Origin of the sequence: Cytobacillus sp. FSL R5-0569 (genome assembly GCF_038007265.1) — a bacterium.
Classification (GTDB): Bacteria; Bacillota; Bacilli; order Bacillales; family Cytobacillaceae; genus Cytobacillus; species Cytobacillus kochii.
In genome coordinates this window covers 3583458-3608883 of the sequence record NZ_JBBOWW010000001.1, presented here as the reverse complement: position 1 = coordinate 3608883, position 25426 = coordinate 3583458, and the positions used below count along the sequence as shown (strand labels likewise).

Below are 25426 nucleotides of genomic sequence, written 5' to 3'. Positions count from 1 at the left end.
CGTTGGCTTAAAATAATCAATGTGTTGATTCCATCTTTTTTATAATTATTATTTTAAAAAAATGATTATTTTTGTTTTAGAAAAAATATGGAGGGTAAATAAAAACAACTATTCCTTAAAAATAATTACATAATAAAAGGAGAGAATTACTATGTCTAAAAATGATAAAGACAAACAACTTGAAAATTTTAGAAGTAATGACAATAAGGATAAAGACTTAACAACAAACGGAGGAGTAAAACTTTCAGAAGATGAACATTCTTTAAAAGCTGGTACAAGAGGTCCAACATTACTAGAGGATTTCCATTTACGTGAGAAGTTAACGCATTTTGACCATGAAAGAATTCCTGAGCGTGTTGTTCATGCTAGGGGATTTGGGGCTCACGGTGAGTTTCAAGTTTATGATGATTCAATGAAGGCATTCACGAAAGCGAAATTTTTAACTAATCCTCATACGACAACGCCTGTTTTTGTCCGGTTTTCAACAGTTGTTGGTTCGCGTGGTTCACTTGATACGCCGAGAGATGCCAGGGGATTTGCTACAAAATTTTATACAGAAGAAGGAAATTATGATCTAGTAGGTAATAATATTCCTGTATTTTTTATCCAAGATGGTATTAAATTTCCTGATTTAATTCACGCAGTGAAACCTGAACCGCATAATGAAATGCCACAAGCGGCTTCTGCACATGATACTTTTTGGGATTGGGTTTCGCAAAATCAGGAATCTGCCCATATGGTGATGTGGGTGATGAGTGACCGTGGTATTCCGCGAAGTTATCGAACAATGGAAGGATTCGGTGTTCATACATTTAGATTGGTTAATGATAAAGGGGAAGGTCACTTTGTTAAGTTTCACTGGAAACCAGTATTAGGCACACATTCCCTTGTTTGGGACGAGGCACAAAAGTTAGGAGGGAAAGACCCTGATTTCAATCGCCGTGATTTATGGGAGTCTATCGAAGCAGGCGACTATGCTGAATACGAACTTGGTGTGCAAATTTTAGAAGAGAAGGATGAATTTTCGTTTGATTTCGATATTCTGGATCCAACGAAGATTTGGCCAGAAGAAGAAATTCCTGTTCGTAAAATTGGTAAAATGACACTGAATCGCAATGTAGACAATGTGTTTGCTGAAACAGAACAAGTGGCCTTCCAAGTTGGAAATGTAGTACCTGGTATTGATTTTACGAATGATCCATTATTACAAGCAAGATTGTTTTCCTATACAGATACCCAACTCATTCGTTTAGGTGGTCCAAATTTCCATGAGCTACCTATTAATAGACCTGTTTGCCCTTTCCACAATAATCAAAGAGATGGTTATGGTCGCCAAACGATTAATACAGGACAAGCTGCTTATCATAATAATACCCTAGCAAATGGTTCGCCGAATACGGTTGAAGAATCTGAAGGTGGTTATGCTCACTATCAAGAAAAAGTAGAAGGTAGGAAAATTAGAGAACGAAGTGATAGTTTTGAAGATCACTTTAGTCAAGCTACACTGTACTGGAATAGCTTGAGCGATATAGAAAAAGAACATACGATTAGTGCTTTTCAATTCGAATTGAGTAAAGTGGAAAGCCAAGCTGTAAAAGAGCGTGTAGTCGAAATGTTTAGTCACGTAAATAGTGATCTTGCTAATCGCATTGCTGAAAAAGTGGGTGTAGATGCAGTTGAGAATAAAAATGAGACAACTACAGCGAAATCATCACCTGCACTAAGTCAACAAAACACAATCTTTTCCGCAGCTACACGTAAACTAGCAATCATTGTTACAGATGGGTTTGAAGGTGAAAAAGCAAAGTCAATCATCAATGATTTGCAAGAAGCTGGTGTGAACCCATGTATTATAAGTGACCGTCTTGGCACAATTAGAGGGAGTGGGGGAGTAGAGTTACAAGCAAAACATACATTTGCTAGTGACAGTTCAGTGGTATTTGATGGTGTGTATCTCATTGGTAGTGATGAAGTTGATGCAACCTTTAAGCATGATGCATTGCTGTTTATAGATGAAGCATACCAACACTTCAAACCAATCGCTGCTACTGGTGATGCCATCTATTGGATTAAAGATTTAGATTATCCTAGTGAAGAAGGCATTTTACTAGAAGAACAATCAGGTAATGATTTTGCGAAACAAATAATTGATGCTTTGTCCGCTCACAGATTTTGGAATCGGTCGCAAGTATAATGACTAAGAAGGAAAACAGAGACGTCATCTAATGGTGTCTCTGTTTTTTGCGTTCAATAGTAAATTTTTTAACTACATGTATCATCTTTTCTATCATACATAGTTGTTTTATAGAGAATTTCTTCAATGATTATGATGTATTGTTTTTGAAATAGTTGTACCCTCAATTTTATTAATCAAATCATCCGTTATCTTCTCTTGTCTGTTAGATCCAGTAAAGACGATTAGTGCCATCTAAACGTCGTAATAGGGTCAATTATAAAAACTCCTTTATAAAATCAACTCCTCTCATGTATTACTTATTATGCTTGAAGATTAATAAATGGTTGAATACCTTAAAATAAGGTGTTATGAAAGCTTTTACTAGCTGAATGATAATCAAATCATTGCTCCCATTTACCAAAAATAGAGTAAACTAGTCAATAATGGTTATAACCAGAGGGGATGGAATAAAATTGAGTAAACATCAAATGTCTATCATTGATTTTGCGAGGAGGGGACAATCTATTTATATTGTCCTACAAGGGTACGATGCACAATCCGATAAACCATTTGCAGGAGAAGTGAGAATTCTAGGGAATAACATATATGGTGATATGATTCATCCGGATAAGTCACTTTTATCTGAAAGCTGCCGACAGTTTATTAAGGATACAATACTAATAAAACTTCAAAATCAAGAAATATAAGATTTAACAAAGTGAGGGGAAGAAATGGGAGAACCGATTCAATCGAGTTATAGTGAGAGTGAGAGAGAGAGATTATATAAAAGAACTTTAACGGTTGTGAGTATTTCTCAGTTGTTTGGTGGAGCAGGTTTGGCTGCAGGCATTACGGTAGGAGCGTTATTAGCAGAGGATATATTAGGAACGGCTTCATATGCAGGCTTGCCAACAGCTTTATTCACGATTGGATCAGCAGTTACTGCTTTTATAGTAGGGAAAGCTTCTCAACATTATGGCAGAAGAATTGGACTTACTATAGGTTTTATTGTAGGTGGACTAGGAGCATTAGGGGTTGTTTTGGCAGCTATATTACAGAATATTTTTCTATTATTCTTTTTTTTATTCCTTTACGGCGCAGGTACGGCAACCAATTTACAAGCGAGATATGCCGGCAGTGATTTGGCTAATGAGAATCAAAGGGGAAAAGCAGTAAGTTTAACAATGGTTATGACCACATTTGGAGCAGTATTAGGGCCCAATCTAGTTAATATTATGGGGGAGGTGGCAGGCCGATTAACCATTCCTCCTTTAACTGGCCCGTTTTTATTATCTGCTCTTGCATACATAGCTGCTGGGATTGTATTGTTTATTTTATTACGTCCAGATCCATTTATCTTAGCGAAGCAATGGGTCGCTGAAGAAGAAAATCAAATGAGTAATTCTGTTATTGCTACCAAAAATGTAAATAAATATCATATCGTTGTTGGGGCAACAGTAATGATTTTAACACAGTTAATTATGGTAGCGATTATGACGATGACCCCTGTTCATATGCTTCATCATGGTCATACACTACAAGCAATCGGAGTGGTAATTGGCGTTCATATTGGTGCGATGTATTTACCATCTCTATTTACAGGTGTTCTAGTTGATAGATTAGGTAGATATTTTATTGCAATTGCTGCAGGTGTTACATTATTGTTATCTGGAATTACCGCTGCTAGTGTGCCTGAGGATTCTTTATTTGGATTAATCTTAGCTTTAGCTTTATTAGGGTTAGGCTGGAACTTCGGTTTAATCAGTGGAACGACATTAATTGTTGATGGAACAACCAATGAAAACAGAGCTCACATTCAGGGAAAAGTCGATGTGTTTATTGCCCTATCTGGTGCGACAGGTGGGTTGCTTTCGGGCATGGTTGTTGCTCATTCTAGTTATGCTACTTTAAGTATAGTTGGTGGATTGATTTCATTCATTTTAGTACCAATTGTCTTCTGGCCAAAGTTAGCAAAAGCAAATAGCTAATGGGAAATAAATAACCACGAACCAAATTCATTTGGCTCGTGGTTATTTTAGATAAAAGCAAAACTGTCCAAGCTGTTTTTATTTTGTTTGTAAATAGTACCAAATCAAATTTGTAAACGTATGAGCTTGTAGTTCGATCTCTGTCTTGTCTAGTGAGGTTTGGAAAGGTTTAAGTAAAGGTAACAGAACAGGTTTACGAATTCGGTCTGCTTTTAATTCTGTTAATATCGCATCAAATAAATCTTGTTGATCTTCATCAAATTGGTGCTGTTCTTGCAATTGCTGAGCAAACTCAAAAATTTCTTCAATTTTGATAATCCGTTTATTTATATGAGTTCTTAGCTGATTAATAGCTGAATAATTGAGAAGAGAAACGCCACTAGATTTCATCGTTTGTAAAATCATCTCTAAATAAGATAGTGTCACATCAATAAGTTGTTTTAAATCATAAACATTATTCGTAATTCTTTTCACAAAGAGAAGGTGTTGGAGCATTCCAGTAAATAAGACAACTCCTTCAAACGCATAATCTCTAGTGTCTTCTCCAAATACCTCAATAACTCTAAAAGTTAACCATTCCATATCGTACACTCTATGTTGTAAAACGAGTTTCTTTAAATCCTTTTCATTGGAATGCAATATCGCTTCAAATAATCGATGAAGATTACTGGCTTCTTGTAGTGTGTATAATAGGGAGATTTGATCTATAAAGACGTCTCTATCTTTTGTATCTTTCCCCACTTGTAGTGCAATTCTTCTTTGACTTGCTTCATAGCGCAAATCCTCTAATATCTCAGCGATACAATCATTTTTTGTGGCGAAATAATTGTAAAATGTCCCTTTGGAAATATTTGCTGAATCAATAATATCTTGTACAGATGTTTGTTGAATTCCCTTTTCTTGAAACAGTTTCAATGCTGCATCTGCCACTTTCTTCTTCTTGTTATTCATCGTGTATTCCCCACCCTTATGGCTTTAATTATAAATTCTTAAGAAGAGAAATACAATGTAATTGAACTTTTAGTATAAATATGTTGACCGATTTATACTTTGGGTTTAAAATGGTTCAGTACTCGAAATAAAAAATAAAAAGGATGAGAAAGTATGGATTCAAGTTTACAACCTCAAAAACCTCCGTATTTAATGCTTGCAATATTATTTGTCGGTGCGTTTGTGTCTTTCTTAAATAATTCATTATTAAATGTGGCGTTGCCTAGTATTATGGTCGATTTAAATGTAGAAAATTATTCTACAGTACAGTGGCTGGCAACTGGGTATATGCTAGTTAGTGGCGTGCTTGTTCCTGCTTCAGCATTCTTACTAACACGTTTTAAAAATCGTAGCTTATATATTTTCTGTATGTCTGTATTTACAATTGGTACAGCTATGGCTGCATTTGCACCAAACTTTGGTATGTTATTAGCAGGTCGTATGGTTCAGGCTGCAGGTGCATCCGTTATGGGGCCTTTATTAATGAACGTCATGCTTGTTAGTTTTCCTCGTGAAAAACGCGGTACTGCAATGGGTGTGTTTGGATTAGTTATGATTACTGCACCAGCCATTGGTCCGACTTTGTCTGGGTATATTGTTCAATATCATGATTGGCGTGTTCTTTTTGAGATGATTTTGCCATTAGCAATCATCAGCTTATTACTATCTATTTGGAAATTAGAGAACGTTATGCCTCAAAATAAAAATGTGCAACTTGATTATTTTTCAGTCGTGCTATCTTGTTTAGGTTTCGGCGGCTTGCTTTATGGTTTTAGTTCTGCAAGTGCTGATGGTTGGACAGATACATGGGTACTAACGACTTTAATTGTTGGTGGCATTTCACTTATTCTCTTTATTATTCGTCAAATGACAATGGAAAAACCACTATTAGATTTACGTGTATATAAATATCCGATGTTTGCACTGGGATCAGTGATTGCAATTGTTAATGCGGTCGCCATGTTTTCAGGTATGATCTTAACTCCAGCATATGTACAGAGTGTTCGTGGAATATCGCCGCTCGATTCTGGTCTGTTAATGCTTCCAGGAGCAATTGTGATGGGAATTATGTCACCAATCACTGGTAAGTTATTTGATAAATTTGGGCCGCGTATGTTAGCTGCTGTTGGTTTAATAGTGACAGCTATTTCAACTTATATGTTAGCTAATTTACAAATCGATACATCCTATAGTCATATTGTGATTATCTATGCGTTGAGAATGTTTGGTATGTCAATGGTAATGATGCCAATTATGACAAATGGTATGAACCAAATTCCAAATCGCTTAAACCCACATGGAACAGCAATAAATAACACAGCTCAACAAGTTTCGGGTTCAATCGGTACAGCTATATTAGTAACGATTATGAATAGTGTCACACAATCTAAAGCAGAAAGCTTAATGACAGGTGTAGACCCTACAACAATGACAGAAGCAACAACTGCTGCAGTTACTCAACAGGCGTTACTAGCAGGTATACAATATGCCTTCTATGTATCACTTGCAATTAATATTGTTGCACTTATACTCGTATTATTTATAAAACGAGTGGATACAAGTGAGGAAGCAGTACGTAAGTTAGAAGAAGAGGAAGACAATAGGCATTCAAAACAAGTGAGTGCTGAAGTATAAGAGAAAGGCCATTCGATAAATCGAGTGGCTTTTTTTGTTGTTCTAAACAGCGGGGAACACGCGAAAGAAATATGGAAGGGTTTCTTTAGGGCATATTGGAAGCACAAGGTACTTATTAAATGTGTGGTTTGCATATTACTCCGAAGCGAGAATGGAAATGAAAGCCGAGCAATGCGAACTTGCAAGTCATTTAGCAGGAAAGACACAAATGAAAACTAAAATAGGAAATTAGGGAATTAAATTGGGTACACACGAGGTGTGAAAGCTTGGTAAACTTGGTTAACGGGGGATCGGTTTTTAATTTAGGAGTGTAATAATAAAAAAGCCTGACAAATCTACGATAGCATTCGTCCGGCTTTCTAGCTCTATATTCAAATTTTAAATAAATCACTTGATAAATATCTCTCACCTGTGTCACAAACAATGAATACAACGACATCATCTGATGTTAAACCTTTAGCGACCTGTATCGCTGCGAAACAAGCTGCTCCAGATGATGGACCGACAAGGATGCCCTCTTTTCGTGCGAGGTCTCTTGTTGTTTGATAGGCGTCTTCGTCTGTAATTTGATGTATTTCATCATAGACATTTGTATTTAAGATTTCTGGTATAAAGCCAGGACTTGTCCCTACTAATTTATGTTTTCCTGGTTCTCCACCGGAAAGCACAGGCGAACCTTTTGGTTCTACAACATGGACTTGGAGTCCCTCATAATAATCTTTCAATACTTCCCCGGTACCTGTAATGGTTCCCCCTGTCCCTGCAGTAGCAACGAATGCAGACAAATCCTTACCTATTTGTTTCATCCCATCAATAATTTCAATAGCAGTTGAATGCCTATGGGCATCTGGGTTAGCATTATTTTCAAATTGCATAGGGATAAAGCTATTAGGAATTTGTTTAGCTAATTCTTTTGCTTTTCTGATTGAACCAGGCATTTTTTCATCTCCTGGTGTGAGAACAACTTCTGCACCGTACGCTTTTAATAAATTGATTCTTTCTTTCGTCATCGTATCGGGCATTACGAGTATACTTTTATATCCTCTAGCGGCAGCATTCATAGCAAGACCTATGCCAGTATTTCCGCTTGTGGGTTCAATAATTGTAGCCCCTGGTTTTAATAACCCCGCTTTTTCAGCTTTTAGAATCATATTATATGCTGCTCTGTCCTTTACGCTTTTGCTAGGGTTAAAAAACTCTAGTTTTCCATAAATAGTAGCCCCATTTTTAGGCCCAATTTTATTTAATTTCAATAGAGGGGTGTCTCCTATTAGTTGCGCTAAGTTTTCAACAACCTTCATTCAAGTCGCATCCTTTCTTCAATGCTTTACTCTTTATTATAGTTATATCATATTTAACTTATCAGTTATAAAGGAATTGCTTAAAGGCAAACATGACATCATACCTATGGAAAAATACTGAAATTCTTATCTGTTCTGATAAAATAGATATAGATAATCAAAAGGAATTGGGAGGATAAAGATGATGGAAAAGAGAAATCCTCATTACTTTTATGCGATTAGTATACCAAGAAATATACAATTAATCATAAAACAAAAATGTCTGGCAGTAGAGGCTGATTATCCGTTTAAAGATTGGGTACATGAATGTGATTATCACATTACTCTTGCTTTCTTAGGGAGTGCTTCTTTAGAAGTATTGGACGAAATGAACCAACTGATAGTTAATGATTTAAAAAATACTTCCCCATTTACGCTGTATCTTGAAGGTGTTCAAACTTTTGGACTTAAGGAACGCCCTCGTATTCTATGGTGTGATATACATAAAGAAAAGCAATTACATGAAATTCAATCCATTGTTAATCAAGTCTGTGGAAAGTATGGTTTCTCACGTGATAGAAGAAATTTCACACCACATATTACATTAGCTAAAAAATGGCAAGGTAAAAATCAATTCACACATTTTCCGCCTATTATGGAAACACCGTTATCATTTGAAGCTACTGAAGTGGGTCTTTATGAAGTAAATACAGAGAGTAAGCCGAAATATAAAAGAATAGCAACATTCTCATTAAAAAGTTAAGGGGGTAGTAGGGTGGGGCAGTTAATAAAAATTGTCGATTGTATTTCACGATATGAGCAGAATATTTATTTATATCCATCTAGATTTGTAAAATTAAAAAAACAACAATGGGAACTGTTATTGACCCGTTTTGAAGAAGAAGGAAAAGAGTACCAACTCATAGAGGAAGAACCAGCTCAATATCATAAACCACGCTTGAAGGATAAACTGCTCAATATTGTAAAAAGAAACAAGGAGACAATGATTGAAGAGGTGGCTGAAGAGGAAACGAATCATAATGAAGATTCATTTTCGTTTACCGCGGACTATCATGTGAGACCTACCTCAACAAAGGAACTTAAGCAAATGTACCTCGATCAATTATTTCGTACACAATTAAAGTGGGCAAGCTCAACCTTGTTTTCTGAATCATCTCTACCAAGAAGTTATTATTATAATGAACAGTTAAAATACTTGTTACAAAGGTTTCCAGATACATTCCTTGTCCTATTCCAGCCGATACTAAAGTTAGGTCAAGCACCGGTTTCTCTTGATACAATTATTCTCACACCGACGGAAGTAATCTGTCTCCATTTTTTAGACGGTGCTGAATTAACGGCTTATACCGGAAGTGCTGGCCGATTTTGGTTAGCTAAAAAAGAAAATGAACAGAAAATTTTAAACCCATTGATCTCATTAAACAGAACAGTCACAGTAGTCAAGAAAATTTTGGACAAACATGATGTCACTTTACCTGTTCAAAAGGTTGTTCTTTGCCGAGAAGGATATATTGATTATCCTTCAGTACCCTTTGATGTTACTTTAATTGATCGGAAAGAGTATCCGTCTTGGTTCATAAATAAAAGACAAACAAAAGCACCGTTAAAAAGTCAGCAGTTATTAGCAGCACAAGCCTTGTTGACTTATGCGGAAAGTATATCATTCGAAAGATCGGAATGGAGTGACATAGGGGAAGGGTAACGAATAGGCGATTAATCATTATTGTCTATCCATACGAAAAAAATGAAATGAGTGTGTCTCTCGTTCAGGCAAATTTAAGACAGCCAAGTCAAATACTCTTGTCCAGTAACTGGTCCGAATAAAAAGTGTTATTGGTTTGTAAGGAAGTGTTTGTACCATTCATGAACTGCATGGATGGAATAAGAGCTCGGCTGTTAAACTGGCCTTTTTCCATATAGATCGGGTAATGATTTGATAAGAGGTATTTTGAAAGTCTATTCAGCTAAACAAGCACTTAAATCACTGGTGAATAATATAGATAATGAAGAAGAGTTTTGATATTGGGTGAATTTGCGGATTAAATAACTCTATTTGCTATTTGTAAAAATAATGGGCTGTGGTTTGATGCTTAAGTTGCCTATAAGGTGAATCGGTTTATAAACCGATAGGAATAGAACCTGAGACTTTTTGTTGGCGTTACATATGATTTCCGCAAATGTCGTAGGAACTGTGGTGAGTACAGAGATGGACATTATTTATAATTGATTAGTATGCTCACATTGTAAAGGAAAGTAGGGAAGTATAAAGAAGTGATGTCACTTCTTGGACTTTCTATTCTCCCGTTCATTTGATGTGCAGGATAGAGGGGAGAATGGCTTATCATTTCGCCTAAGAGATATTTCCAATCTAGCAAAGAGGACAATAATTAAATGAAGGGATGGGGGAGTAATATGAATGATAGTAAGAAAGCATTTTATGCGTATTTAGATCGATTAGATTTAGTCACATTATTACTTCCTTATGATTATCACCAGGGTCATTCAAAGTATTTTACTTATATCCATCGTGATGAAAGTTACGAGCTTGTGATAGAAGGAATAGAAGAAATTAATGATTTTCGCAAATACTATTGTTCTTTTCCTCATCCTTTTCCATTTGGGGCGATATGTTATATAGAAAGTGAACACGGAGATGTGATTGAGGTCGATATTGGGTCGGTGACAAGAACACCTGAATTTGATGAGCTTTTCAAATATGAAGGGCCTCTTGGATATGAATATCAACCGCATGCTACGACTTTTAAAGTATGGGCACCAACGGCAACTGCCCTACGATTAGAGTTACATCATGGCAATGATTCAGAAATGATTGAACTGAGTAGGAAGCAAGAAGGTGTTTGGCAGGTTACTGTATCAATGGATGTACATGAATGGTGTTATTGCTACCACATATGTGTGAACGGGGTTTGGAGAGAAGCTGTAGACCCATATGTAAAAGCAATTACTCCAAATGGGCAATTAGGTGTCATTATTGATGAGAATCGATATAAACATCCAAAAACAGCACGCCCATCCTTCTCAATGATGACAGATGCTATTATTTACGAAACGCATATTCGGGATTTGACCATTCATCCAAATAGCGGTGTCCGCCACAAAGGTTTATATAAAGGCATAGCTGAAGAGAACACTGCTAACGTAAAAGGAGACTCTACAGCGCTCAATTATATGAAAGAATTAGGTATAACACATATCGAATTTTTACCATTGAATCATTTTGCTGGAGTTGATGAGACTAGACCAGACGATTGTTATAATTGGGGATATAATCCTCTTCATTTTAATGTGCCACAAGGAAGCTATGCCTCTAATCCTGCCACTCCTTATACAAGAATAAATGAATTAATCGGACTCATTGATGTCATTCATCAAAAAGGTATAAGGGTCATTTTAGATGTTGTCTATAATCATGTGTATGAAAGAGAAACTTCCTCTTTTGAAAAAATTGTACCAGGTTATTATTTTAGACATGATCTAAATGGTACTCCATCAAATGGTACAGGTGTCGGAAATGATATCGCATCTGAAAGGCATATGGTAAGAAAGTTTATTGTTGATTCGATTACTTATTGGACCAACACTTTTAAGGTTGATGGTTTTCGATTTGACTTAATGGGTATTTTAGATGTGACAACGATGAAACTTATCCGGAAAACGTTAGATGGCATTGATTCGACAATCCTTGTTATCGGTGAAGGTTGGGACTTAAATACACCTCTCGCTAAAGAAGAGAAAGCGAATATTCATAATCAAGATAGGCTTGGTGCCATTGCACAATTTAATGATCAGTTTAGAGATGGAATAAAAGGGAATACATTTAATCTATACGATTGTGGATATGCACTTGGTAATCACTATTATTATCAAACAGCTAAAACAGTATTGAAGGGGAGCATTGGTCAACAAGGGATATTTAATGAACCATTTCAGACGGTTAATTATGTGGAAGTACATGATAATCATACATTATGGGATAAAATCCATATATGTTTTCCTGAAGACACAGATGAAAGTAAAAGACTAAGACATCGATTAGCAACAGCGATGGTTCTTCTTGCACAAGGGATTCCTTTCTTGCACAGTGGTCAAGAGTTCTTTCGAACAAAAAACGGTGAAGGGAATAGTTATCGTTCACCTGATTGTGTGAATCAATTGGATTGGATGGCTAGGAGTAAATATAAAGAGAATGTTGAATATGTAAAAGGATTAATTGCTTTCAGAAAAAGGTATGCGATTTTACGTTTATCCAGTACGAAGCAAATTAATGAAGCGGTAAGTTTTCTAGATATTGAAAAACCACTACTGGCGTATTTACTTTCACATCATAAGTTTAATGAGGATGTATTATGTTATTTTAATCCAACTGAAAAGGAATATGAAATGTCCTTACCATATGGGCAATGGAAATTATATGTCACTCAAAATCAAGCCTCTCCTCATTCGTTAGGTAACTATTCTAATATTACTTTGCCTCCCTTTTCCTGCTATTGTTTTGTTCAGGAAAAAGTAACTTGCTAAAAACTCTTGAAAGAGATAAAATTTATAAAGATAGCTATTGTTGAATTTGTATCAATAGCTATTTTTATTTTCAATTGAAACTTTAAGTGTGAAATTGTTTAATACAGCTATTCATAAATGGCGTAGTAAATTGCAGGTGAACTATTTTGGAAAATTTATTCGGGGATGACTGGCGGATTATCCCGGCTGGTGGTGCAACTGGAGAAGCCTATTATGCACAACATGATGAACAGCGATTATTTTTAAAAAGGAATTCTTCTCCTTTTCTAGCCGTGCTTTCTGCAGAAGGAATTGTCCCGAAGCTTGTTTGGACGAAAAGGATGGAGAATGGAGATGTATTTACTGCTCAGCAATGGATGAGTGGTAGTGAGCTTAGGCAATCGCAAATGAATAGCGAGAGAGTAGCCAAGCTGCTAAAGAAGATTCACTCATCAAAACCATTGCTTGCCATGTTAACTAGATTAGGGAAATCGGCCATCCATCCAGAGACAGTATTACAATCACTATTAACGGAATTGGATCAAGACTTATTGGAAATTCCATTAGTAGCTGAGTCACTAACATTTTTAAAAGACACAGTGAATGCGATTGAAACGGATGTAACGACTGTGTGTCATTGTGATGTGAATCATAATAATTGGCTATTATCCGAGGATAATCAGTTGTTTTTAATAGATTGGGATGGAGCAATGATCGGTGACCCGGCTATAGATATTGGTACATTATTATATGCCTATATTCCATATGAACAATGGAGTGAGTGGCTTCAGTTATATGGCATGGTGTTGACGGAAGATTTGCGATTGCGCATGAAGTGGTATGCATTGTTCCAAGCCTTGGATAGTATTCAATGGCATAAAAGTAAATTCCGTTTTCAGGAAATGAATAATCTAATCCAAGGGTTGGAAAGAAGGCTTCATTTAGATTATATTAGTTGATTCATTGTGTCGACCCATTGAGCGAGTTCATCTTTGCTAGAAGAAATATGCTCGTTTAGGTCAGATGATTCTATACCGTTTTTACTATATTGGTCAACATCATTTAATAAAGGAAGTAAATCTTGATGAATAGTTTCTTGGTTTTGTAGGGATTGTACAAGCCTAGCAATTTGTTCACATTCTGATTTGGAGCCACAGGTATCTGTGTGATGGTTCCTTAATAGATCCTGCAGCAATGTTAATTGGTCTTTTTGACTAATTGGCATTTTACTCACCTTTTTTCTTTTTATGGAATCACAACTAGATTGTGATTCCTTTCGTTTTTTATACATGCAAAAAACCGTAATGACAAAAGAGGTTTCACCATGGGAAGTAGTGAGTGTCTGCAAAACTGCATAGTAAGCTACCCTTTTAAAGGAGCTTGCACACTTTTACATTGCATGTTATCTTTTGAAAGATGAATTGAATATAGAGGTGTAATTATGCGACAAAGAAATAAACCGTGGGCGAGAGAAAAACTTGCCAATTATCCACAATACATTATCCAAGAGCCAAAAGAACAAAAAGGAAAGTGGCAAGTGTGCTTTGGTAATAATCGTCCACTTCATATCGAAATTGGTACGGGAAAAGGTCGTTTTATTACTGGAATGGCAAAACAGAATCCTGAGATTAATTATATTGGTATTGAATTAGCGGAGAGCGTCATTGTAAGTGCGCTAGATCATATTATTGAAGAAGAATTACCAAATGTAAAACTGATGAATATCGATGCAGCAGAGTTACGGGAGGTATTTGAGAAAGGTGAAGTAGATCGGATTTATTTAAACTTCTCAGATCCGTGGCCTAAAAAACGACATGCAAAAAGAAGACTAACTTATCAAACATTCTTATCTCTTTATGAAGATATTCTACCTCCTCAAGGAGAGATTCATTTTAAAACAGATAACCAAGGTCTTTTCGAATATTCTTTAATGAGTTTCTCTCAATACGGAATGATATTGAAATATGTCAGCTTAGACCTTCACCAGAGTGATTATGAAGGAAATATAATGACAGAGTACGAAGAAAAGTTCTCGAATAAAGGTAGTCGTATTTTCCGATGTGAAGTGCAATATCGATAAGGTGAAAATGCCGCTTCACTTAAGAAAGGCTCAGAAAATAGTAACAGGTCTTTATCGTCATGTTGTGTTGGTGATAAAGGCCTTTTTCACTTCTCTAATCATGTTTCTTTGAGTAGACTGCATATCAAGAGTATGTGTTCAAAAAAGCGAAGAGAATACGAGTTCCGTACAAAATCGAATATATGAAAAATTGAAGAATTGTAAGCACATCGATCCTGTAACGGAAGTCAACGGAAAGAGAGTTTCTATGTGAACGATGAATCTCTATTTCTCCTCCTGATTTCAGAACTTTTTAGTGACTATACCCAGTGGCTTAACTGAACTTGTTTTTTCTTTAATTAATGGAATATTGCTTAATAATAGATTTCTTAATATTGCGTAAATATGATAGACTAATGGTGTGAAAGGGAGGGAAAAGAATGGAGACTTTACAAATAGACGATATAAAATTAACTTGGCTTCGTGGTGGTGTCAATCATCTAGATGGGGGAGCGATGTTCGGTGTCGTTCCGAAACCATTATGGTCCAAAAAGTATCCTAGTAATGAAAATAACCAAATTGAGCTACGAACAGATCCTATCCTCATACAATGGAATAATCAATTGCTGTTAGTTGAAAGCGGTTTAGGGATTGGGAAGTTTACAGATAAACAAAAGCGGAATTACGGTGCATGGGAAGAATCGTTTATAGAGGAAGACTTAAGGCAACTAGGTTTTACGACGTCGGATATTGATTATGTTCTTATGACTCATATGCATTTTGATCATGCTTGTGGTTTGACTAAATTAGAAGGAGAATCCTATCATTCTGTATTTCCGAACGCGAAGATTATTTGTTCACAAATCGAATGGGATGAAATGAGAAATCCGAATATTCGCTCACGTAATACATATTGGAAGGAAAATTGGCAGAGTATACAAGAACAAGTAATAACATTTGATAAAGAATGGAGTATGGGACCTGTTCAAATGATTCATACAGGCGGCCATAGTGATGGACATAGCATCATTATCATTGAGGGAAAAGAAGAGTTGCTTATACATATGGCCGATATTATGCCAACACATGCGCATCAAAATGTGCTATGGGTATTGGCGTTTGATGATTATCCGATGGATTCTATCTCTGCAAAACAAAAGTGGATGAAGATAGGATTAGAAAAAGAAGCTTGGTTTAGTTTTTATCATGATGCCTTTTATCGAGCAGTTAAATGGAATCAAGAGGGGAAAGAAATCATCGCAGAAATTAAAAGAGCCAAATAAATAATGAATGCCTGTGCCCATCAACGCATCTGCGTCGATGAGGCTCAGCGCTCATTTAGGAATAAATTAAATAGGATAAGCGTCAATAATGACACCTGTTTTTGCATCGGCAACAAATTCATATTGTTTTACGTCTTCACCAGTATATCTGGATATGCCGCCTTTATACACTTCATAATGTAATTCTTCCTTTTGATAAGGTTCTTTTTCCATATGAATCCATGAACCACTTATTTCCCCATTCTCTTTGAAGGCATCTTTTGCATTTTGTAATGCCTTCTCAGGTGACGCTGCTATTTTCTCTGTCATTACCTCGCGCGTAATATATCCTCCAACAAGACCGACCCCTACACCTAAAACAAATGATTTCCAACTCATAATTAAACCTCCATTATTAAAAAGTATCTACATAATCTTTTAGATGTTTTGCTATGCTAATTGCTTCACTTTTATCTTAGCAAAGAATTGAATATTTAAAAACTAATTAACTTTCCTAATGGTGGCACCCGTCATAAAAGTTATGTAGAATGGTAATATACATAGGATTCAATATAGTCAAATAATAGGAGTGGGAAATAATGAATGAGAAGACTTTAGAACTATTTAAAACATTAACAGAACTTCCCGGAGCAGCTGGTAACGAACACTTAGTTAGAAATTTTATGAGAGAAGAGCTTAGTAAATATTCAGATGAAATTGTTCAAGATCATTTAGGAAGTATTTTTGGTGTGAAAAAAGGTGCTGAAACAGATCCTACGATTATGGTTGCAGGTCATATGGATGAAGTAGGTTTTATGGTAACTGCTATTACAGATAATGGCATGATCAGATTTCAAACATTAGGTGGCTGGTGGAGCCAGGTATTATTGGCACAAAGGGTGCAGATTATGACTGCTAACGGACCGGTAATTGGGGTGATTGGTTCTATCCCTCCTCATTTATTAGATGATACGGCAAAAAATAAGCCGATGGATATAAAGAATATGTTGATTGATATCGGGGCTGACAATAAAGAAGATGCAAGAGAAATCGGTATCAAACCGGGACAACAAATTGTTCCTATTTGTCCATTTACACCAATGGCGAATCCGAAGAAAATTTTGGCGAAGGCTTGGGATAATCGCTATGGGTGTGGTCTTGCTATCGAATTACTTGAGGAGATAAAAGATGAGAAACTACCTATTAATTTATGGTCTGGTGCGACTGTACAAGAAGAAGTAGGCTTAAGAGGTGCAAAAACAGCTGCTAATATGATTAAACCGGATCTTTTCTTTGCGCTTGATGCAAGTCCTGCCAATGATATGACTGGTAAAAAGGACGAGTTCGGACAGTTAGGGAAAGGTACATTATTAAGAATACTTGATCGCTCAATGGTTACACATCGCGGTTTGAGAGAATTTATTCTAGATACGGCTGAAAGTCATCAGATTCCATATCAATACTTTGTTTCTCCTGGTGGAACGGATGCAGGCAGTGTTCACTTAACAAATAATGGTGTCCCAAGTGCAGTTGTTGGTATTTGTTCAAGATACATTCATACGCACGGTTCAATTATCCATATAGATGATTATGCTGCTGCGAAAGAACTACTTGTCACATTGATAAAATCACTTGATCGCACAACAGTTGAAACCATTCGTCAAAACAGTTAGAATTTCAAATAAGTAACATGGGACTTCTTTAAAAGAGGTCCTTTTTAAGTTTTGCATTGGCAATGAGTATATCAGGATGATTTTTAATATATTTATTTTAGGAGGGGCTATCATGAAGATCTATATTGGATCGAAAAACCCTACAAAAGTACAGGCCGTTAAAAATATTTTCATTGAAAATAGTGATGTTATTGCTGTTGATGTTGCATCTAATGTAGCTAAACAACCAATGACTGATCAAGAAACGATTCAAGGAGCAATTAACAGGGCGAAGGGTGCCTTATATGAAGGCGATGGAGTCATTGGCATTGGCCTAGAAGGTGGTGTACAGCAAACAGATTATGGTCTATTCTTATGTAATTGGGGTGCACTTGCAGTAGAAGGGCATACGCCAATTGTTGCAGGTGGAGCAAGAATTCTTTTACCAGATTCTATAGCGCAGCGTCTGATTGAAGGAGAGGAACTGGGACCAGTCATGGATGATTTTACGAATAAAAATAATATCCGTAGCCAAGAAGGAGCAATAGGGGTATTTACTGAAAATCAAATCAACCGCGAAGAAATGTTTACCCATCTTGTTAAGCTATTGTATGGTCAATGGCAATATCGCAATAGAGGTGAATAAAGCCTTTTGCAATAAATTAACCAGCCCATTTCATTTTAGGGCTGGTTTTTATTTAAGATGCATATGATGTGTTTTCTGCAAAAGTCTCAAAAATATACCCACCACATGAATGGTGGCAGGTAGGGAATAGTCTACTATTTTTCCTCAAAAATATAAGAAAGTACTTTAATGGCCTGATTAACCGTTTCCACTGTAACATTTGCTTTGCTTGATAATTCTTTCAGAGGGTGGTGGAGTTCTTCTGGCCGAATGAGGATAAGCGGTTTGTTTTGGTTGATTGCTGCACTTGCATCCATAGCAGTATTCCATTGCTTATACTTTTCGCCAAATAAGGCAATCACTAAATCAGATTTTTTCAATAAAAGCTCAGTGCGTAAATTATTGATATTTGAAGCTGCTTCGTCTTTGAAAATAGCATTAGGCTGCTTACCAAGGATTTCCTCCCCAATGAAGTCACTGCGATCGTGATTCTCCATAGGTCCGAAAAAATGAACCGGTAACTGTAGTGATTTGGCTTTATCCTTCAGTTCTTCACGCCAGTTAGAATGAATTTCCCCAGCTAAATATACATTCAGTTCCATTGTCTTCCTCCTCTACACTTTTACTTATTCTAACATCAAATGGATTGATAGTGAAAATATGTGCACTGCTTATTTTGTTTGATACTGTATGTGCTAAATGGCTATTTTCTGTTCCGATGCTTAACTCCTTTCTAAAAATAAAAGTTACCCTTTACTTAATGTCGTTCATCTATTGAAGAACAGATCTTTCGAACAATCGCGCATTAAGATAGTCTATTTCATTTCATTATTAGAAGGCTTGTATGGCGGCTAATTCTAATGGTATTAACTATTTCATCAAATGAAGTATGAATATGAGAAGATGAAGAAAGAATGTGGACAAGTATCTACTGAACGTTTTTGAAGAAATACAAATGGTCATACCATTCATTTTATTTTTGAATGGTATAAAACTTTAAGGTTGTAACTCCCTCTATTAACATCTTAATGAAATAAAAATTAAGATATTACATATGTCTTTACATGTGATAAGATAATATGGTGTTAAATGAACATAATGATGGAGGAATTATACTTATGAACGCTTTTCTTAATAAGAAGGGAGTAAAACTGTCTCTAAAGGTATATTTTATAGACGCTATGGGGAGTATGGCTTTAGGATTGTTCTCCACTTTAATTATAGGGTTGATTATTAAAACTATCGGTGAACAATTACAACTAGGCATGATTTCTAATGTAATGATTGAAATGGGTACAATGGCAATGGGGTTAATGGGTCCTGCGATCGGGGTTGCTATTGCGTATAGTCTAAAAGCGCCTCCTCTCGTCTTGTTTGCTTCTTTATTAAGTGGGGCAGCTGGTGCGGTATTAGGTGGACCAGCAGGTAGTTTTGTTGCAGCAATCATCTCTACTGAACTAGGCAAACTAATTAGTAAGGAAACAAAGCTTGATATTATTGTGACACCTTTTGTTGTTGTGTTTTCCGGATATAGTGTAGCGTCTTTAATTGGTCCTTTTATAGATCTTGGAATAAAAAATCTTGGAGCATTGATTATGTGGGGGACAGAGCAGCAACCACTAGTGATGGGAATGATTGTAGCTGTACTAATGGGTCTAGCTTTAACAGCCCCTATATCAGCAGCAGCTATTGCGATGATGCTTGATTTAAATGGTATAGCTGCAGGAGCAGCAACAATTGGTTGTGCTGCTCAAATGGTTGGATTTGCTGTCTCGAGTTATAGGGAGAATAAATTTGGTGGCCTTGTTGCACAAGGGCTAGGAACTTCTATGTTGCAGGTGCCAAATATTATGAGAAATCCATTCATACTCATCCCACCCACAATTGCAGGGCTTTTACTTGCGCCAATTGGCATTATTATTTTTAATATGGAAAGTATTGCTGCTGGTGCGGGAATGGGTACGAGTGGCTTAGTCGGCCAAATAATGACTTTTACAACAATGGGATTTAATCTTACTGTACTATTAAAAGTGATTGTAATACATTTTATTGGACCTGCAATCATTAGCTTGATAATATCAGAATATATGAGAAAAAAAGGCTGGATTAAATTCGGCGATATGAAGCTTGATATGGGAGATGAAAAACAATGAGAAAATTAGCGTCAATGGAAGAGTATGAGCAATTAAAGGAAAACGGAAAATATATTTTAATGTTTTCAGCACAGTGGTGCGGGGATTGCCGGTTTATTGAACCGTTTATGCCTGAAGTAGCTGATAAGTATAAAGAGTTTACATTTATTTATGTAGATCGCGATGAGTTCATCGATCTTTGTGTGGAACTTGATATTTTCGGCATTCCGAGCTTTGTAGCTATCGAAAATGGTAAAGAGCTTGGTCGTTTTGTCAGTAAGGATCGTAAAACACAAGATGAAATTGAGGAATTTATTGCAGCGCTTTAAAAATAGATTTGCACGGCTCCTTATAAGGGCCGTTTTTTTATTTTTACAATACGAATTTGGAGATCATCGGTGTTATTTCTTGTTCACACCACGAATCAATGACAATCTTGTTTGAATGGCAAATGAATCCACCCTGTATATCAATAAAAGGTATTTTGTTCATTCCTTTATATCGTTTTTCCCACGAAATAGTTTGGTTGTTTTGATAGGATAGATGGAGATATTTGTTCTACATGGATAATAGCCATATCATCGGTTATGGAAGCGGGACACTTTTGTTTCTGCTCATTTTAGTGTAAACTAAGTACCGAAAATCTTCCCTGTAAGGAGGGATAAGAATGAAGAATAAAATGACAAGTAAGCGTATGAAAGAAGAATTAGAAAAGCGTCTTCATAAAGAGGATCGCCTAATGACTTTCGATAGAGAAAAAGATCAATTACGTATAGAAAATAAACATACTGGCAAAGGGATTACGATAGAATTGCCTGGCATTGTCGCGAGATATCAAGAGCAAAAGGAAAAAGCAATTGATGAGGTTGTTTATTATGTAGAAGAAGGCTTAGAAGCCATGACAGGAGAACAACGTTTTTCCGGTAAAGAGAAAAACATTTTTCCCGTTATTCGCTCAACTTCCTTTCCACTAGAAACAGGTGATGAAGTACCATTTGTATATGATGAGCATACCGCAGAAACGCGAATTTTTTATGCGCTTGACTTAGGGAGCACTTACCGATTAATTGATGAAAAATTGCTTCAAAAAGAAGGCTGGGAAAAAGAGCGAATAAAAGAAGTTGCTCAGTTTAATGTTCGGTCGCTTTCTACAGAAATGAAAATAGATCAAGTAGCTGGTAACGATTTTTATTTCCTCAATAAAAAAGATGGGTATGATGCTAGTCGTATCTTAAACGAGTCTTTTCTCAAAAATATGGCGACAAAGGTCAAAGGAAATATGGCTGTAGCTGTTCCTCATCAAGATGTATTAATTATTGCTGATATTATGAATGAAACAGGATACGATATCCTGGCACAAATGACAATGAGCTTTTTTGCAAGTGGTCATGTACCAATTACAGCTCTGTCTTTCTTATATGAAGATGGGGAGTTAGAACCAATATTTATTTTAGGCAAGAATAAAAAGAAACAATAACCATGGAAATGGGTCGCTATAGGCGGTCCATTTTTCATTTGTGTGTCATCTTTTTCAATGATATCAAAAACTTATCAAAGATAACTCAGATTACATAATTGCTATCATTCTTAGTAGGTTTACTGATAGAATGTAAGTTAGAACAGAAAAGGAAGTTGATAGAATGAATTGGTTTAAAAGAATAAAAGCCTACTTTAATGGCTATGATGCCGATGAGTTCAAGGAATATGATCCAACGAATACAACTCAAGAAGATAAACCTACAAATAACACTAATAAAATTCAAACTAAAGAACCATATGAAACACATAGAGAGATAGAAGCAAAAGTAATTTATCAATATCCAAAAGGTGAATTCCGTTTTCCTCTCATCCCAGATGAGACACGGGAAAGAAGAAAGCCAAGAGAACGTGAAAATAAATTAGCAGACGAAAAGCCAAAAGATAGTAAAAATCTTCAAACAAGACAAAGAAGAAGTCATTCAACAAAAGAAAATATTGAAAATCAGCAAGAAAATCATCGTCCATTAGAAAAGAAACAAATAAAAAAAACGGAAATTAAGCTGAATGCAGGGCCATTTAAACCATCAGAAATTCCTTCTCCTATATATGGTTTTGGTCAAAGAAAAAGTCAAATAAAAGAGGAAACGAAACTTGAACAGTATGAAAGAATAGAACCTACTGAATATGACCTTGGTATTGCTCGTGGCAGAAAAGAATCTGCTTCACTTGAAGAACAATCCAATCAATTGTCTCTTTACGATGAGCCGGAACAAGTGAATGTGAGGGTGGAAGAAGACCCGATAGTGACGACTAACAATGAGCCGGAACAAGTGGATGAGAGGGTGGAAGAAGCCCCGATTGTCGCGACTAACAATGAGCCGGAACAAGTGATAGCATCCTTTCAGGTCGAAGATGAGCTAACAGTTTCACAAAATCAAACTGCTGTCGCACTTGAAAAATCCATTCCTTATTCGAACCAGTATGAAGAAGTTGAAGAAAAACGGATGTATGAAGATGTGGCACAGGATGAAGGTCAAACAAACATACATAGCATGGAAGATGCTCACGCTAATGTGGAAGAAGAGTTAGAAACTGAAACGTCGTCTCATCAACCACAGAAGCGGAGTCATCTGCCCTTTAATGTAATGATGTTGCAATCGGATAGGAAAAAGTTAAATGTCAATGAGACACCAGAATTCCATCCATCGTCACAGGTAAAAAAAAATGACTTTTATAGAGATGAGGAAATAGAAGAAAATTTGCCTAATTATGTCTTCCCGTCTATGAGGTTGTTAGATCCTCCAGTTAATATGGACACAGATGAAGAATGGTTATTAGAACAAGAGGAATTATTAAATGCCACCCTACATCACTTCAATGTCCGAGCGCATGTGATACAAGTAACGAAAGGTCCTGCGGTTACTCGTTTTGAAGTGCAACCAGAGCCTGGAGTGAAAGTAAATAAAATTACAAACCTAGCTGATGATATCAAACTCAGTCTTGCTGCAAGGGATATTAGAATAGAAGCACCTATCCCTGGAAAACACGCGATAGGCATAGAAGTGCCTAACCAAAAGAGTAGACCTGTACAAATTAGCGAAATCATTCATAGTGAAGAGTTTATGCAATCAGAGTCACCACTAACTGCTGTATTAGGTCTAGATATTGCTGGTGATCCAATTGTCACAGATTTACGCAAAATGCCCCATGGTTTAATTGCAGGTGCAACAGGATCTGGTAAAAGTGTTTGTATTAATTCTATTCTTATTAGTCTTTTATACAAAGCTGATCCTGAGGAGTTAAAGCTCTTGCTCATTGATCCTAAAATGGTAGAATTAGCACCATACAATCAAATACCACATCTTGTTAGTCCGGTCATAACCGATGTAAAAGCAGCAACAGCCTCACTGAAGTGGGCGGTAGAAGAAATGGAAAGAAGGTATGAATTATTTGCTCATTCGGGCGTACGAGATATTAATCGTTACAATGATTATGCAGAGGCAAATAAGCAATACCATCAAAAACTGCCGTATATTGTCATTGTCATAGATGAATTAGCCGATTTAATGATGATGTCTCCAGCGGATGTTGAGGAAGCCATCTGTCGTATCGCTCAAAAGGCAAGGGCCTGTGGGATTCACTTAATTATTGCGACTCAAAGACCATCAGTTGATGTTATCACGGGTCTCATTAAGGCAAATGTACCAACAAGAATTGCTTTTTCTGTCTCTTCACAAGTGGATTCGCGGACAATAATAGATATTAGTGGTGCTGAAAAGCTATTGGGTAGAGGAGATATGCTCTTTTTAGAAAACGGTTCATCAAAGCCAGTTCGCTTGCAAGGAACTTTTGTTTCTGATCAAGAAATTGATGATGTCGTAGCACATGTTAGGAAAGAGCAGAAACCACAATATTTATTTGAACAAGAAGAGTTATTAAAGAAAGCGAAAGTAACCGAAGAAACAGATGAATTATTCTTTGAAGCATGTTATTTTGTGATTGATCATCAGGCGGCATCGGCTTCTATGTTACAAAGAAGGTTTAAAATTGGTTATAACAGAGCAGCACGCTTAATAGATATGATGGAGGAACAAGGCTTCGTATCTGAAAATCGGGGCAGTAAGCCAAGAGATGTCCTCATTACTGAAATGGAACTAAATGAAATTGAACAAAATAGTGAATGATGTTAGAAGAAAGGTAAGGAAGGGTCATGATGGTTGAAAATGATACACCCATCGTTCATTTGCACAAGTTTCGTGATAAAAAGCAACTGCAAGGTGAGGAAGCTAGTTTTCAGTTAATTGAAAAGGTTAAAAGGTACAGTGAACGCCACTTAAATATTCGTGAGATGGTCCGTGCAAAGCATATTTTTAAACTACACCTCCAATTAAAGGAGGAGGATGAAATTCCATCAAGTATGTACCAGCTATTTACGGATTGGTTAATTTTTGACTACCAAACCATTCATGGGGTTAGCGTGTTTCAGCTATTTTTACAGAGACAAAGAACTCAGATGCATGAATATGAAATGATTCAAGCTGCCCTATGTATGGCTGCTGTTATGGAACCATTGTTAATTACAAACTATGATGGAAAGACTATAGTTGGATATGATTTAAATGAGGAAGAACAAGTTGTATCTTTAAATAAAGTGGAGCATTCTTCTTTAACTATCGTCAGAGGAACGGTTGTTTTTTTAAGGAGAATTCCTGGTATAAAGAATAATTTCGCTTTCACCCCTCTCCTACTATGTCAAGATGTTCATCCTTTTAGTGAATTACGTACAAACTATCAAAGAATGGGCAAAAAAGATACATTGAGATCTTTTTTAAAGCACAGAGCATTGGACATATTACCAGAAAGCCAATATTGGGAAGTAGTGAGTCAATAGTCCTCGTTCTTATTGCCTAAAAACAAACAACCTTTTTAGGTAGAAAAGGCTGTTATACTGTACTGTAGGTAAGAAAATGCTAATGCTGTATAAGTTGAAAAAAATTATAATGATCGGGACAAGTGATACATAGTTTTTCAAAGGGAATAATGATATAATGTTTAAATGTGAATTAAAAAGAACTATGGAAACTTGAAATAAACGATTATGAGCAAAAA

22 protein-coding genes are annotated in these 25426 nt (G+C 36.2%); 17 read left to right on the top strand and 5 right to left on the bottom strand.

All coding sequences use genetic code 11. The features are described from left to right. The first annotated feature begins 151 nt into the window (after positions 1 to 151). The 3 genes from MKX78_RS18170 to MKX78_RS18160 all read left to right on the top strand — a co-directional run bounded on the left by MKX78_RS18170 (position 152) and on the right by MKX78_RS18160 (position 4164). Positions 152 to 2194 (top strand): catalase, encoded by a 2043-nt coding sequence (locus MKX78_RS18170; RefSeq protein ID WP_307316711.1) that lies wholly within the window; start codon positions 152 to 154, stop codon positions 2192 to 2194. A 455-nt stretch (positions 2195 to 2649) separates the two neighbouring features. Continuing rightward, positions 2650 to 2883 (top strand): hypothetical protein, encoded by a 234-nt coding sequence (locus MKX78_RS18165; RefSeq protein ID WP_341051798.1) that lies wholly within the window; start codon positions 2650 to 2652, stop codon positions 2881 to 2883. Positions 2884 to 2907: 24 nt separating this feature from the next. Continuing rightward, positions 2908 to 4164: an MFS transporter gene (locus MKX78_RS18160; RefSeq protein ID WP_341051795.1), complete on the top strand. Its 1257-nt coding sequence runs from the start codon at positions 2908 to 2910 to the stop codon at positions 4162 to 4164. Positions 4165 to 4242: 78 nt separating this feature from the next. Here the strand turns inward: MKX78_RS18160 and MKX78_RS18155 are convergent, their stop codons facing one another. Next, a complete protein-coding gene (locus MKX78_RS18155) occupies positions 4243 to 5115 on the bottom strand; it encodes a TetR/AcrR family transcriptional regulator (protein WP_095372205.1) in 873 nt (290 codons plus the stop codon). A 153-nt stretch (positions 5116 to 5268) separates the two neighbouring features. Here MKX78_RS18155 and MKX78_RS18150 point away from each other — a divergent pair, with 153 nt between their 5' ends. Continuing rightward, positions 5269 to 6789 carry an MDR family MFS transporter gene (locus MKX78_RS18150; protein WP_095372206.1) on the top strand — a complete coding sequence of 507 codons (1521 nt, stop codon included), beginning with the start codon at positions 5269 to 5271 and terminating at the stop codon, positions 6787 to 6789. Between the two features lie 371 nt (positions 6790 to 7160). On the opposite strand, the gene cysK is transcribed toward MKX78_RS18150, so the two are convergent. Beyond that, positions 7161 to 8090, bottom strand: coding sequence for a cysteine synthase A (gene cysK / locus MKX78_RS18145; protein WP_095372207.1), 930 nt, complete (start codon positions 8088 to 8090; stop codon positions 7161 to 7163). Positions 8091 to 8271: 181 nt separating this feature from the next. Between cysK and thpR the strand changes: the two genes are divergently transcribed. The 4 genes from thpR to MKX78_RS18125 all read left to right on the top strand — a co-directional run bounded on the left by thpR (position 8272) and on the right by MKX78_RS18125 (position 13567). Beyond that, the gene (gene thpR, locus MKX78_RS18140; protein ID WP_307316718.1) at positions 8272 to 8832 is read left to right on the top strand and encodes an RNA 2',3'-cyclic phosphodiesterase; all 561 of its coding nucleotides are present in this window, start codon (positions 8272 to 8274) and stop codon (positions 8830 to 8832) included. Positions 8833 to 8844: 12 nt separating this feature from the next. Next, entirely contained in the window at positions 8845 to 9792 is a 948-nt protein-coding gene (locus MKX78_RS18135) for a nuclease-related domain-containing protein (protein ID WP_095372209.1), read from the top strand. 710 nt (positions 9793 to 10502) lie between these two features. Then, the gene (pulA, locus tag MKX78_RS18130) at positions 10503 to 12629 is read left to right on the top strand and encodes a type I pullulanase (protein WP_341051792.1); all 2127 of its coding nucleotides are present in this window, start codon (positions 10503 to 10505) and stop codon (positions 12627 to 12629) included. 146 nt (positions 12630 to 12775) lie between these two features. Next, positions 12776 to 13567 carry a phosphotransferase family protein gene (locus MKX78_RS18125; protein ID WP_095372211.1) on the top strand — a complete coding sequence of 264 codons (792 nt, stop codon included), beginning with the start codon at positions 12776 to 12778 and terminating at the stop codon, positions 13565 to 13567. Here MKX78_RS18125 and MKX78_RS18120 read toward each other — a convergent pair. Beyond that, entirely contained in the window at positions 13555 to 13833 is a 279-nt protein-coding gene (locus tag MKX78_RS18120; protein WP_307316725.1) for a YtzH-like family protein, read from the bottom strand. The genes MKX78_RS18125 and MKX78_RS18120 overlap by 13 nt on opposite strands. 216 nt (positions 13834 to 14049) lie before the next feature. Here MKX78_RS18120 and trmB point away from each other — a divergent pair, with 216 nt between their 5' ends. Both trmB and MKX78_RS18110 read left to right on the top strand, forming a co-directional pair. Then, entirely contained in the window at positions 14050 to 14688 is a 639-nt protein-coding gene (trmB, locus tag MKX78_RS18115; RefSeq protein WP_095372213.1) for a tRNA (guanosine(46)-N7)-methyltransferase TrmB, read from the top strand. Between the two features lie 419 nt (positions 14689 to 15107). After that, complete coding sequence (locus MKX78_RS18110; RefSeq protein WP_095372214.1) at positions 15108 to 15950, top strand: YtnP family quorum-quenching lactonase; 843 nt, start codon at positions 15108 to 15110, stop codon at positions 15948 to 15950. Positions 15951 to 16016: 66 nt separating this feature from the next. Here MKX78_RS18110 and MKX78_RS18105 read toward each other — a convergent pair whose 3' ends face one another. Beyond that, positions 16017 to 16328 carry a PepSY domain-containing protein gene (locus MKX78_RS18105; protein WP_095372215.1) on the bottom strand — a complete coding sequence of 104 codons (312 nt, stop codon included), beginning with the start codon at positions 16326 to 16328 and terminating at the stop codon, positions 16017 to 16019. A 200-nt stretch (positions 16329 to 16528) separates the two neighbouring features. Between MKX78_RS18105 and MKX78_RS18100 the strand changes: the two genes are divergently transcribed. Further along, entirely contained in the window at positions 16529 to 17602 is a 1074-nt protein-coding gene (locus MKX78_RS18100; protein WP_095372216.1) for a M42 family metallopeptidase, read from the top strand. A gap of 112 nt (positions 17603 to 17714) precedes the next feature. Beyond that, complete coding sequence (locus tag MKX78_RS18095; RefSeq protein WP_095372217.1) at positions 17715 to 18227, top strand: DUF84 family protein; 513 nt, start codon at positions 17715 to 17717, stop codon at positions 18225 to 18227. A 134-nt stretch (positions 18228 to 18361) separates the two neighbouring features. Here the strand turns inward: MKX78_RS18095 and MKX78_RS18090 are convergent, their stop codons facing one another. Further along, entirely contained in the window at positions 18362 to 18808 is a 447-nt protein-coding gene (locus MKX78_RS18090; RefSeq protein ID WP_095372218.1) for a YtoQ family protein, read from the bottom strand. A 516-nt stretch (positions 18809 to 19324) separates the two neighbouring features. Between MKX78_RS18090 and MKX78_RS18085 the strand changes: the two genes are divergently transcribed. The 5 genes from MKX78_RS18085 to MKX78_RS18065 all read left to right on the top strand — a co-directional run bounded on the left by MKX78_RS18085 (position 19325) and on the right by MKX78_RS18065 (position 25208). Then, entirely contained in the window at positions 19325 to 20359 is a 1035-nt protein-coding gene (locus tag MKX78_RS18085) for a PTS transporter subunit IIC (RefSeq protein ID WP_095372219.1), read from the top strand. Then, positions 20356 to 20667 (top strand): thioredoxin family protein, encoded by a 312-nt coding sequence (locus tag MKX78_RS18080; RefSeq protein WP_095372220.1) that lies wholly within the window; start codon positions 20356 to 20358, stop codon positions 20665 to 20667. Before MKX78_RS18085 ends, MKX78_RS18080 begins: the two co-directional genes overlap by 4 nt. Before the next feature lie 338 nt (positions 20668 to 21005). After that, the gene (locus MKX78_RS18075) at positions 21006 to 21815 is read left to right on the top strand and encodes a DUF1444 domain-containing protein (RefSeq protein WP_224938783.1); all 810 of its coding nucleotides are present in this window, start codon (positions 21006 to 21008) and stop codon (positions 21813 to 21815) included. 163 nt (positions 21816 to 21978) lie between these two features. Then, positions 21979 to 24501 carry a DNA translocase FtsK gene (locus MKX78_RS18070; RefSeq protein WP_341051790.1) on the top strand — a complete coding sequence of 841 codons (2523 nt, stop codon included), beginning with the start codon at positions 21979 to 21981 and terminating at the stop codon, positions 24499 to 24501. A 29-nt stretch (positions 24502 to 24530) separates the two neighbouring features. After that, positions 24531 to 25208 carry a hypothetical protein gene (locus MKX78_RS18065; RefSeq protein WP_095372222.1) on the top strand — a complete coding sequence of 226 codons (678 nt, stop codon included), beginning with the start codon at positions 24531 to 24533 and terminating at the stop codon, positions 25206 to 25208. Positions 25209 to 25426: the final 218 nt, after the last annotated feature.

Bases quoted from the DNA above. Each gene is read 5' to 3' on its own strand.
- trmB (WP_095372213.1), top strand. From the start codon at position 14,050: ATGCGACAAAGAAATAAACCGTGGGCGAGAGAAAAACTTGCCAATTAT.
- MKX78_RS18090 (WP_095372218.1), bottom strand. From the start codon at position 18,808: ATGGAACTGAATGTATATTTAGCTGGGGAAATTCATTCTAACTGGCGT.
- MKX78_RS18070 (WP_341051790.1), top strand. From the start codon at position 21,979: ATGAATTGGTTTAAAAGAATAAAAGCCTACTTTAATGGCTATGATGCC.
- MKX78_RS18085 (WP_095372219.1), top strand. From the start codon at position 19,325: ATGAACGCTTTTCTTAATAAGAAGGGAGTAAAACTGTCTCTAAAGGTA.
- MKX78_RS18120 (WP_307316725.1), bottom strand. From the start codon at position 13,833: ATGCCAATTAGTCAAAAAGACCAATTAACATTGCTGCAGGATCTATTA.
- MKX78_RS18160 (WP_341051795.1), top strand. From the start codon at position 2,908: ATGGGAGAACCGATTCAATCGAGTTATAGTGAGAGTGAGAGAGAGAGA.
- MKX78_RS18110 (WP_095372214.1), top strand. From the start codon at position 15,108: ATGGAGACTTTACAAATAGACGATATAAAATTAACTTGGCTTCGTGGT.
- MKX78_RS18080 (WP_095372220.1), top strand. From the start codon at position 20,356: ATGAGAAAATTAGCGTCAATGGAAGAGTATGAGCAATTAAAGGAAAAC.
- MKX78_RS18065 (WP_095372222.1), top strand. From the start codon at position 24,531: ATGGTTGAAAATGATACACCCATCGTTCATTTGCACAAGTTTCGTGAT.
- pulA (WP_341051792.1), top strand. From the start codon at position 10,503: ATGAATGATAGTAAGAAAGCATTTTATGCGTATTTAGATCGATTAGAT.
- MKX78_RS18075 (WP_224938783.1), top strand. From the start codon at position 21,006: ATGAAGAATAAAATGACAAGTAAGCGTATGAAAGAAGAATTAGAAAAG.
- MKX78_RS18105 (WP_095372215.1), bottom strand. From the start codon at position 16,328: ATGAGTTGGAAATCATTTGTTTTAGGTGTAGGGGTCGGTCTTGTTGGA.
- MKX78_RS18155 (WP_095372205.1), bottom strand. From the start codon at position 5,115: ATGAATAACAAGAAGAAGAAAGTGGCAGATGCAGCATTGAAACTGTTT.
- MKX78_RS18095 (WP_095372217.1), top strand. From the start codon at position 17,715: ATGAAGATCTATATTGGATCGAAAAACCCTACAAAAGTACAGGCCGTT.
- MKX78_RS18170 (WP_307316711.1), top strand. From the start codon at position 152: ATGTCTAAAAATGATAAAGACAAACAACTTGAAAATTTTAGAAGTAAT.
- thpR (WP_307316718.1), top strand. From the start codon at position 8,272: ATGATGGAAAAGAGAAATCCTCATTACTTTTATGCGATTAGTATACCA.
- MKX78_RS18150 (WP_095372206.1), top strand. From the start codon at position 5,269: ATGGATTCAAGTTTACAACCTCAAAAACCTCCGTATTTAATGCTTGCA.
- cysK (WP_095372207.1), bottom strand. From the start codon at position 8,090: ATGAAGGTTGTTGAAAACTTAGCGCAACTAATAGGAGACACCCCTCTA.
- MKX78_RS18100 (WP_095372216.1), top strand. From the start codon at position 16,529: ATGAATGAGAAGACTTTAGAACTATTTAAAACATTAACAGAACTTCCC.